The organism is Flavobacterium sp. LHD-80 (assembly GCF_030929605.1).
Taxonomy (GTDB): Bacteria; Bacteroidota; Bacteroidia; order Flavobacteriales; family Flavobacteriaceae; genus Flavobacterium.
This window is the reverse complement of the sequence record NZ_JAVFVS010000005.1, coordinates 321,571-332,883: the sequence shown is the minus strand read 5'-3', so window position 1 is coordinate 332,883 and position 11,313 is coordinate 321,571. Positions and strand designations below refer to the sequence as shown.

Annotated in this window: 7 protein-coding genes; all 7 read left to right on the top strand. The window is 34.6% G+C overall.

Translation table 11 applies throughout. The features are described 5' to 3' along the window. Positions 1-268: 268 nt before the first annotated feature. The gene (locus RB619_RS09440) at positions 269-2,422 is read left to right on the top strand and encodes an alpha-glucuronidase family glycosyl hydrolase (RefSeq protein ID WP_308096733.1); all 2,154 of its coding nucleotides are present in this window, start codon (positions 269-271) and stop codon (positions 2,420-2,422) included. A 191-nt stretch (positions 2,423-2,613) separates the two neighbouring features. Further along, entirely contained in the window at positions 2,614-3,351 is a 738-nt protein-coding gene (locus RB619_RS09435) for an SDR family oxidoreductase (protein WP_308096731.1), read from the top strand. A gap of 166 nt (positions 3,352-3,517) precedes the next feature. Further along, on the top strand, positions 3,518-4,681 hold the full coding sequence (gene uxuA / locus RB619_RS09430) for a mannonate dehydratase (protein ID WP_308097199.1): 1,164 nt from the start codon (positions 3,518-3,520) through the stop codon (positions 4,679-4,681). A 136-nt stretch (positions 4,682-4,817) separates the two neighbouring features. Next, on the top strand, positions 4,818-7,412 hold the full coding sequence (locus tag RB619_RS09425; protein ID WP_308096729.1) for a glycosyl hydrolase 115 family protein: 2,595 nt from the start codon (positions 4,818-4,820) through the stop codon (positions 7,410-7,412). A gap of 61 nt (positions 7,413-7,473) precedes the next feature. Next, positions 7,474-8,583 carry an endo-1,4-beta-xylanase gene (locus RB619_RS09420; RefSeq protein ID WP_308096727.1) on the top strand — a complete coding sequence of 370 codons (1,110 nt, stop codon included), beginning with the start codon at positions 7,474-7,476 and terminating at the stop codon, positions 8,581-8,583. A 221-nt stretch (positions 8,584-8,804) separates the two neighbouring features. Then, complete coding sequence (locus RB619_RS09415) at positions 8,805-10,238, top strand: MFS transporter (RefSeq protein ID WP_308096725.1); 1,434 nt, start codon at positions 8,805-8,807, stop codon at positions 10,236-10,238. A gap of 29 nt (positions 10,239-10,267) precedes the next feature. Beyond that, on the top strand, positions 10,268-11,290 hold the full coding sequence (locus tag RB619_RS09410) for a glycoside hydrolase family 43 protein (RefSeq protein WP_308096723.1): 1,023 nt from the start codon (positions 10,268-10,270) through the stop codon (positions 11,288-11,290). The last annotated feature ends 23 nt before the right edge of the window (positions 11,291-11,313 follow it).

Below are 11,313 nucleotides of genomic sequence, written 5' to 3'. Positions count from 1 at the left end.
CCAGTCTAAGTGAGGAATTTTCAAAGCAAAGAAAGTGCAGGACAGTTTTTTAAATTAGGATGCTTTTATTTGTCTGTAAAATTATTTTTTTGAAAAAAGTGGAGTTAAAATTTTTTTCTTCTCTAACAATCTTATATTTTTACGCAACCGATTGCAATTGTTGTTTTATTTGCAATAATGTATTTTTTAGATTAAATTTTTATCAAATATTCTTATTGCGGTTTAAAACATTGATTCTTTCAAAATGAAAATTTTAAAGAATAATAAAATGAAGTTATCAAGATTTGTTTTCCTGTTTGTTCTAATTTCTTTTTCGGCTTTGGCTCAAAAGGATTATAAATTATGGCTTCAGTATAATAAAATAACAAATCCTGCAATTGCTTCAGAATATAAAAGCAACCTTAAGAATATTGTTTCTCTAGGAAATTCAGAAACCTTAAAAATTTCGATAAAAGAATTAGAAACTGGCATTTTGAGTATGTTGGATCAAAAGCCACAGATTAAAACGGAAATTGAAGGCGAAAATAACTTGATTATTGGCAGTAAACCTTCTTTGAATTCTGATTTGCAGAAAACACTTCAATCTGATTTTGATAAAATAAATTCAGAAGGTTTTATCATTAAATTGGTTGTTCTAAAAAATAAAAAGCAGTTGATTATTACAGGAAAAAATGATGTTGCTGTTTTGTACGGTGTTTTTAGTTTCCTGAGATTAATGCAGACAAATACGTCGCTTAAAAATTTGAGTATTAGCGATTCTCCAAAAACAAATATTCGAATTTTAAATCATTGGGATAATTTAGACAGGACAGTTGAAAGAGGTTATGCCGGATTTTCACTCTGGAACTGGCAAAAACTGCCTGATTTTATTGATCAACGTTATGTTGATTACGCTAGAGCGAATGCTTCAATTGGAATTAACGGAACAGTTTTGACCAATGTAAATGCAAACGCTTTAATCCTAACACCGCAATATTTAGAAAAAGTAGAGGCTTTAGCCAATGTTTTTAGACCGTACGGAATAAAAGTGTATTTAACGGCAAGATTTTCGGCGCCAATTGAAATTGGAAACCTAAAAACTGCCGATCCAAAAGATCCAGAAGTGATGAATTGGTGGAAAAATAAAGCGGTCGAAATCTACAAACGAATTCCGGATTTTGGAGGTTTTTTGGTAAAAGCAAATTCGGAAGGTCAGCCAGGTCCGCAAAATTATGGAAGAGATCATGTTGACGGAGCAAATATGCTTGCTGATGCTGTTGCGCCTTTTGGTGGCGTAATTATGTGGCGAGCCTTTGTATATTCAGAACATGATGCGAATGACCGTGCCAAACAAGCTTACGCCGAATTTCAACTGTATGACGGAAAATTCAAAGAAAATGTAATCGTTCAGGTTAAAAACGGAGCAATCGATTTTCAGCCACGTGAACCTTTTCATCCATTATTTGGTGCCATGCCAAAAACACCTTTAATGATGGAGTTTCAAATTACACAGGAATATTTGGGTTTCAGCACACATTTGGTTTTTCTCCCTAAATTATTTCAAGAAGTTTTAGAATCAGATACGTATCGAAAAGGAAAAGGTTCAACTGTTGCAAAAGTTGTTGATGGCTCTTTATACAATAATAAAATTACCGGAATTGCCGGCGTTGCCAATATTGGAAATGATTTAAACTGGACTGGACATCCTTTCGCACAAGCGAATTGGTATGGTTTCGGAAGATTGGCTTGGAATCCTTATTTAGATTCTGAAGTTATCGCTGATGAATGGTTAAGAAGCACTTTCTCAAATGATGAAAATTTCATTAAACCAGTTAAAAAAATGATGATAGATTCTCGTGAAGCGGTTGTGAATTACATGACGCCACTTGGTCTGCATCACATTATGGACACAGGTCATCATTATGGACCAGGACCATGGGTTTCGAATTTATCGAGACCAGAATGGAATCCGGTGTATTACCATAAAGCAGATAAAAACGGAATTGGTTTTGACCGATCAAAATCGGGGACAAATGCTACAGCGCAATACGCAATTGAGGTTGAAAAGCTTTTTGATAACTTAGAAACCTGCCCTGAGAAAGATTTATTATGGTTTCATCACGTTTCGTGGGATTATAAACTGAAAAACGGCCAAACGCTTTGGAATGGCTTGGCACTCAAATATCAAGAAGGCGTAAACCAAGTGGTAACAATGCAGAACATTTGGAATAAAACGGAAAAATATATTGACGCTGAACGTTTTAATGAAGTTCAAATGTTATTAGAAATTCAGAACAAAGAAGCAAAATGGTGGCGTGATGCCTGTTTGCTTTATTTTCAGCAATATTCGGGTAAAGAACTTCCAGCGGGAGTAGAAAAACCAACACAGACATTAGATTATTTTAAATCATTAAAATTCCCATTTGCACCAGGAAATGGATAAATAATAAAATTAACACATAGAAACATAGATATATATTTAGCTTAAAAAAGATTAAAGAAAGAAACTAGTTTCTCACACATAGTCCCGATAGCTATCGGGATGTTTTAATGCAAGTGAAACGCCTCTTTAGACAAAGAGAGACTATGTTTCTATGTGTTTAAAAAAATAGCAGTAAAAATATTTTAAAAATTATGAGCAAGAAATCGGCAATTGTTACCGGAGGAAATTCGGGTTTAGGATTTGCAACAGCAAAAAAACTTTGTGATAATGGCATCACAACTTACATAATAGGAAGATCAAAAGAAAAGACAGAAGAAGCTTGCAAAGAAATTGGAGAAAATGCTGTTCCGGTAATTTTTGATTTGAATGATTTGGTTGGAATTCCAGCAATGATTGAAAATATTACTAAAAATGGCCCAATTGATATTTTGGTAAACAATGCCGGAATCAACTTAAAAAAAGAATTTTTAGACGTTACCGATGAAGATTTTCTTTCGATAATTCATACCAATCTTTTGAGTGTTTTTGCTGTGAGCAAAGCAGTTGTAAAAAACATGAAAGAAAATGGTGCAGGAAGTATTGTAAACATCAGTTCGATGGCATCGCAATACGGAATCCCGAAAGTAATAGCGTATTCAGCGAGCAAAGGCGCAATCGAATCAATGACGCGTGCGATGGCAGTAGAATTGGCTCCGTTTGGAATTCGCGTTAATTGCGTTGCTCCAGGTTTTATCAAAACTAAAATGTCGGCTAAAGCTTTGGACAGCGATCCAGAAAGAAAAAACAAAGTGTTAGGAAGAACACCAATGGGATTTTTAGGAGAACCTTCGGATATTGCTGATGCGGTTTATTATTTCGCTTTAAGCGAATCAAAATACACAACCGGAACTATTTTGCCTGTTGATGGCGGAAATAGTATTGGGTTTTAATAAGCGTTGAAAATTTCTCGCAAAGACGCAAAGGCGCAAAGAGATTCTTTTTAAGTTTTTATAATAAAACTTTGCGACTCTGCGACTTTGCGAGATTAAAAAATAAAGAATAAAAAAAAACTTTGCGACTTTCAGAGATTAAAAAAAAACAGTCACTATGGCAAAAATGCAACAAACAATGCGTTGGTTTGGACCTCAAGACAACGTTACCTTATTAGATATCAAACAAGCTGGAGCAACCGGAATTGTTACCGCTTTGCATCATATTCCCGTTGGAGAAATCTGGACAATTGATGAGATTAAAGAAAGACAGCAAATCATTAAAAATGCTGGATTGGAATGGTCGGTTGTGGAAAGTCTTCCGGTTCATGAAGAAATTAAAAGAGCTTCTGGAAATTATCTTCAGTACATTGAAAATTATAAAATCAGTTTAAAGAATCTGGCTGAATGCGGTATCAAAATCATTACCTATAATTTCATGCCGATTCTGGATTGGGTAAGAACACATCATAATTTTATTAATTCTGACGGAAGCAAAGCTTTATTATACAATCAAGATGCATTTACTTTTTTTGATGTTTTTCTTTTAAAAAGACCAAACTCAGAAAACGATTATTCGGATTTAGAAAAAGAAAAAGCGTTGCTATTTGGAAAACAATTATCTGAAGATGAAAAAGCATTATTGTTTAAAAATGTTTTACTAGGATTACCGGGAAGTAAAATCAATTTTACGGCCGAACAAATTTTGGCACTTTTGGAAAATTATGCCGAAATCGACAATCAAAAATTAAGAGAAAATCTGATTTACTTTTTATCCGAAGTTACGCCAATTGCAGAAGAAGTTGGATCTAAATTAGCAATTCATCCTGATGATCCGCCTTTTTCAGTTTTAGGTTTGCCAAGAATTGTTTCCACAGAAACCGACTTAAAGGCGATTTTCGATGAGGTTCCTTCAACAGCAAATGGATTATGTTATTGCACAGGTTCATTAAGCGCGGATCCAAAAAATAATCTGGAAAAAATAATTGATGATTATGGAGATAGAATTCACTTTTTACATCTGAGAAATACCATCCGCGAAAGCGAAACCATTTTCCGTGAATCAGAACATTTAAATGGCGATGTGAAAATGGAAGTTATTCTAGAAAAAATCCTGTTGCTGATGAATAAGACAAAGATAAGTCTGCCAGTGCGTCCTGATCATGGTTTTTTACACGCCGTTGATGAAAAAATAGAAACATACCCAGGGTATTCATTGACAGGACGATTAAAAGGTTTGGCAGAATTGAGAGGCTTGGAAATGGGAATTGCTTATAAATTGAATTTGTAAATAAAGTTTCTAAGTCTTTCGCGCTGAGAATTTCTCGCAAAGACGCAAAGGCGCAGAGTTTTTTAAGGCTTAAAATAAGTAAAAACCTTAGCGACTCAGCGACTTTGCGAGATTAAATAAAAAAGTTTGTGACTCTATGTATTTAAAAATTAAAACTTGTTATATTATTTTATCGCTTTTCCTAGCTGGATTAAGCACAAATTCATATGCCATAAATCCAGATAAATACATAGTTAATAAAGCTTCTTCCAAAAACTTTCCTCTGGTTTCAAAAGGTAAAACAGCTTCAATTTTAGTCAGTTCAACTGATTTTTCAGGCGTTTTGAAAGTTGCGGGGCATTTTGAAAATGATATTTTTAAAGTTTCAGATTTGCATCCAAAACGAATAAAAACGATTTCTGAAGCCGAAGATTTTGTGGTTATTATCGGAACTTTAGGGAAAAGTGAAATTATCAATCAATTAGTCAAAGACGGAAAAATTGATGCCAGCCAGCTTCAGGGAAAATGGGAAAAATTTACCACACAAATTGTCGAAAATCCGTTTAAAGGAATTAAAAAAGCTTTAGTAATCGCAGGTTCAGATAAACGCGGAACGATTTACGGAATTTACGATTTGTCAAGCCAGATTGGGATTTCTCCATGGTATTTTTGGGCCGATGTTCCAGTCAAAAAACAATCGGAATTGCATGTTTTACCGGGAATTCATTCGCAAGGCGAGCCAAAAGTAAAATATCGCGGTATTTTTATAAATGATGAAGCGCCGGCACTAACAGGCTGGGCTTATGAAAAATACGGCGGATTCAATTCGAAATTTTATGACACTGTTTTTGAATTGATTTTGAGAATGAAAGGCAATTATTTATGGCCGGCAATGTGGGGAAGAATGTTTTATGTAGATGATCCGCAGAATGCTGTTTTGGCCGATGAATACGGAATTGTAATGGGAACTTCACATCACGAACCCTTAACGAGAGCGCACGCTGAATGGGGAAAAGAAAAAGGGAAATGGGATTTTAATTCTAATTCTGAAGCTTTGACTACTTTTTGGAAAGACGGAATTAAAAGAATGGGAAATAAAGAAACCATTGTTACCATCGGAATGCGAGGCGACGGCGATGAACCAATGACAGAAGGAACCGCAATTGGGCTTTTGGAAAATATCGTAAAAACACAAAGAAATATCATCCAGGAAGTTACTAAAAAGCCAATTGAAGAAACGCCTCAAATGTGGGCGCTTTACAAAGAAGTTCAAGATTATTATGACAAAGGAATGACAGTTCCAGATGATGTAACGCTTTTATTGTGCGATGATAATTGGGGAAATATTAGAAAACTGCCGGAACTCGATGCAAAACCTAGAAAAGGCGGTTACGGAATTTATTATCATTACGATTATGTGGGCGGACCTCGAAATTATAAATGGATCAATACCAACCAAATCGAGCGTACTTGGGAGCAAATGGATTTGGCTTATGAACACGGAGTTGATAAAATCTGGATTGTAAATGTTGGCGATATAAAACCAATGGAATTACCAATTGAGTTTTTTCTCGATATGGCTTGGAATCCTGAAAAGTTCAATGCCGGAAATTTACAAGATTATTATGTGAATTGGGCAAAAGAGAATTTTGGAAATCAATTTACGGGAGAAATTGCGGAGATTTTAAAATTGTACACCAAATACAATGCACGCAGAAAACCTGAATTATTAGATGAGAAAACGTACAGTATCACTAATTATAACGAAGCAGATCGCATTTTAGGGGATTATCAGAAATTGGTTGAAAAAGCAAATTCCATAAACGAAAAATTAAAGCCAGAATACAAAGATGCTTATTATCAGTTGGTTTTATTTCCGGTTTTGGCAAGTGCAAATTTGAATGAATTGTATGTTGCAACAGCCAAAAATCATTTATACGCAGAGCAGGGAAGAGCTTCTGCAAATGATTATGCTGAAAAAGTAAAAGTATTATTTGAAAAAGACAGTCTGTTGACGAATTATTATCATACCAAAATGGCAAACGGCAAATGGAATCATATGATGTCGCAAACTCATATTGGTTATACAAATTGGCAACAGCCGGATAAAAATGTAATTCCGAAAACGAAAAGAATTGAGGTTTCTAATAAAGCTGAAGCGAAAATTTCTGAGAAGGCTGAAACATCAATTAATAAAAATAGAAATTTAGATCATGTTCGCGGTTTTATTGAGGACAACGGTTATATCTCGATAGAAAGTAAAAATTATTCTAAAGCAATAAATTCGGATGCAGTAAAATGGACAATTATTCCAAATCTTGGTAAAACAGATTCTGGAATTACAATAAAACCTTCGAATATTCAGCCGATTGAAATCTCGGAAAATTCGCCAAGATTAGAATACGATGTTCATTTTTTTAGCAAAGGAAATGTAAAAGTAAAGGCTTATTTTTCACCGACAATTAATTTTAAAATGGGAGACGGTTTAAAATACGGAATTGGTTTTGATTCGGAAAAACCGCAAATCATGAACCTTAATGCAGATTCTTCAGAGAAAAATTGGGCTGAATCAGTTGCGAATAATATTAAAATTATAACTTCTTCACATATAGTAGAAAATTCAGGAAATCATGTTTTGAAAATTTATGCTGTTGATGCAGCATTAGTGCTTCAGAAAATTGTAATTGAAACTGAAGAAGGAAAAGTTCTGGAGTCGTATTTAGGACCGCCTGAGAGTTTTAGGAAGAAATGACAAAACAAAGCGAAGTAAGTCTGAAAAAGAAAAAAACTATTAACTATTAAAACCACAAAATATGAAATTTATTAACCCTTATGTATTTGCCGTCGCAACGTTGCTGATGGTAAGCTGTTCTTCGAAAAAAGAAACGTTGTCATTAAAAGACGCTTATAAAAACGATTTTTATATCGGTACGGCTTTAAGCGCAGATCAAATTCAAGAAAAAAATACCAAAGAAGATTCATTGATCAAAAAAGAGTTTAATGCCATTACAGCAGAAAACATTATGAAATCAATGTTTGTGCATCCGCAGAAGGATAAGTATGATTTTACTTTGGCGGACAAATTTGTGGCGTATGGTGAGAAAAATAAAATGTTTATTCACGGACATACATTGATTTGGCACAGCCAATTAGCGCCTTGGATGGAAAAAATAAAAGACAGTACCGAAATGAAGGCTTTTATGCAAGATCATATTACAACGATTGTTTCAAAATATAAAGGAAGAATTGGTTCTTGGGATGTTGTCAATGAAGCTTTGAATGATGATGGAACTTTAAGAAAATCGGTTTTTTTGAATACGCTTGGAGAGCAATATTTAGTTGATGCGTTCAAATTAGCAGCAAAAGCAGATCCGAAAGTCGATTTGTATTACAACGATTATAATATTGAAGAACCTGCAAAAAGAGCTGGAGCAATTGCTTTGATCAAAAAAATAAAAGCAGCGGGAGGAAAAGTAGATGGAGTAGGAATTCAAGGACATTGGCGATTAGCAAGTCCGTCAATTGAAGAAATCGAAAAAAGTATTTTGGAATATTCAGCTTTAGGAATTAAAGTGGCTTTTACAGAATTAGATATTACAGTTTTGCCAAATCCTTGGGATTTAAAAGGTGCAGATGTGAATCAGAAATTTGAAGGAAATGATAAAATGAATCCATATCCAAAAGCGTTGCCAGATTCTATTCAGAATAAATTGGCAGAGCGATATGCTTCTATTTTCAAATTATTTTTAAAACATAAAGATAAAATAAGCAGAGTTACTTTTTGGGGAGTTCATGACGGACAATCTTGGTTAAACGACTGGCCTATAAAAGGTAGAACAAATTATCCGTTGCCGTTTGATGCTCAATTAAAACATAAAAAAGCATACGACAGTATTCTGCAGCTTAAAGAGAAAAAAGAATAAGAAAGAGTGCGAATTCTATTTATTGAGAATCCTTACAGACTGTTTTTGTGAAAATTATGCAATAACGCAAAGTAAATTTGGATGGTATATTTTTTTTACTAAATTTACACAACCGATTGCTTAAGTGGAAGCCTTTTGAAATCAGTGCAAGAGCTAACTAAATAATCAAAATTTTTACAAGTATTGATTATGAAACTAACCAAAATAACCACGAACCAATAATGAATTTTAATTCCCAAAAATTATCCATAAAAGAAAAAATTGGATATAGCTTAGGTGATCTAGCCGCAAATTTGGTCTTTCAGACTTTAATGACTTATCTGGCGTATTTTTATACTGACATTTACGGATTATCACCAGCGCATTCTTCCATAATAATGCTGGTTGTCGGTTTGATTGCGGCTTTTATTTTTAATCCTATAATTGGTGTTTTGGCAGACAGAACAACTTCAAAATGGGGGAAATTCAGACCGTGGATTTTATGGACTGCTGTGCCGTTAGGAGTAATTGCATTATTGGCTTTTACAACACCAAATTTTTCTTATCAAGGCAAAGTAATTTATGCCGTAGCGACTTATAGTATGTTATTGCTTTTTTATGCAGGAAATAATTTGCCTTATTCTGCATTAAGCGGTGTAATTACGGGTGATATGGGCGAGCGCAACAGCATGTCTGCGTACCGTTTTGTGGCAGTTATGTTTGCGCAGTTTTTTGTTCAGGTATTTATGCTTGGAATTATAAAAAGTGCCGGAAACGGGGACAAAGCTGTTGGTATCGAAAAAGTGATGACCGTTTTAGCAATTGTTGGTACTATCATGCTTTTAATCACTTTTTTGACGACAAAGGAAAGAATTATTCCAAAGCCGGAACAAAAATCAAGTGTAAAAGAAGATTTAAGCGATTTGGTAAAAAACAGACCATGGGTAATCATGCTTTCGCTTACAACTTTGGTTTTTATCACGTTGGCAATGAAAGGCGGGTCGTATGTGTATTATTTCGAAAACTATGTAGATAAGGATCAATTAGCCATTTTTATTCAGCCTATTTTAGATACTTTGTCAAGCATTGGTTTGAACCATTTTGGGAATGATCCCGTTGCAGCCGGATTTGGATTGTTTAATGCCGGCGGTATTATTTTTATGATCGTCGGAATTACATTGTCTAAAAATCTTGCGGATAAATACGGAAAGCGAAATGTATTTGGTTTGTTTTTATTCATTTCGACACTTTTTATTATTGCTTTTTATTTCTTTCCGTCAACCTCAATTGGCTTTATATTTTTCTCCCAAATTCTGCATGGATTTTTCTACGGAATAACAATTCCGCTTCTCTGGGCGATGATTGCCGATGTTGCTGATTATTCTGAATGGCTGAATAATAGAAGAGCAACAGCCATTATTTTTTCAGCGATGATGGTTGGTTTAAAAGCTGGTTTGAGTATTGGAGGTGCTTTGACAACTTCGTTGCTAGGGCATTTTAATTATGTACCAAATGCTCCACAACAGAGCGATATTGCTATAAACGGAATAAAATTGCTTGTCAGTATTTTTCCGGCAATACCTTTCCTAATTGGTGTTGGATTATTGTTTTTCTACAAAATCGACAAGAAAATGGAAGTGCAGATTGAATCTGACTTAAAAGAAAGAAGAGTTTAGTGTATTTAAAAAAAATAAAAAAAGAGAACATGCCTGAAGATAGTATTGAAAACATAGACTTTGCCGCGTTAGATAGGCGCGCGATTTCTAATCCCTTAGTAAATCATATTTATACTGCCGATCCATCAGCACACGTTTTTAACGGCAAAATATATATCTATCCGTCGCATGATATTGATGCGGGAATTCCGTTTAATGATAATGGAGATCATTTTGGAATGGAGGATTATCACGTTATTTCAATGGATAACGTCGATGCAGAAGCTGTAGATCATGGTGTAGCTTTACATGTTGATGATGTCCATTGGGCTGTACGACAAATGTGGGCACCAGATGCAGCTTGTAAAAACGGAAAATATTACTTGTATTTTCCAGCAAAACGTGCAGATGGAATTTTCCAGATTGGTGTTGCAATAAGCGACTCTCCAACCGGTCCTTTTCAGCCAGAAGAAACGGCGATAAAAGAAAGTTATAGTATTGATCCGGCTGTTTTTGAGGATCATGACGGAAAGTTTTATATCTATTTTGGAGGAATTTGGGGCGGACAGCTTCAAAAATATAGAAACAATATTTATGATAAATCAAACGAGGAGCCTCATGCAAATGAAAAAGCATTAGGACCGATTGTGGCTTTGCTGACGGATGATATGAAAGAATTTGCAGAAGAACCAAAAGAGATTAAAATTCTTGATGAAAACGGAAATGAACTTCTAGCAGGTGATAATGACCGTCGTTTTTTTGAAGCGTCATGGGTTCACAAATACAACGGAAAATATTATTTCTCCTATTCAACAGGTGATACGCATTTCATTTGTTACGCGATTGGAGACACTCCATACGGGCCTTTTACATATCAGGGAAGAATTTTAAATCCTGTTGTAGGATGGACTTCACATCATTCAATCTGTGAAGTAAGTAACGAATGGTATTTGTTTTATCACGATTCAAGTTTGTCAAAAGGAGTAACACATTTAAGGTCTATAAAAGTGACCAAAATTGAATATAATGCCGATGGTTCTATTGTAACGATTGATCCTTATAAAGAAGATTAAACAGACGATTTTCAAAATTAATT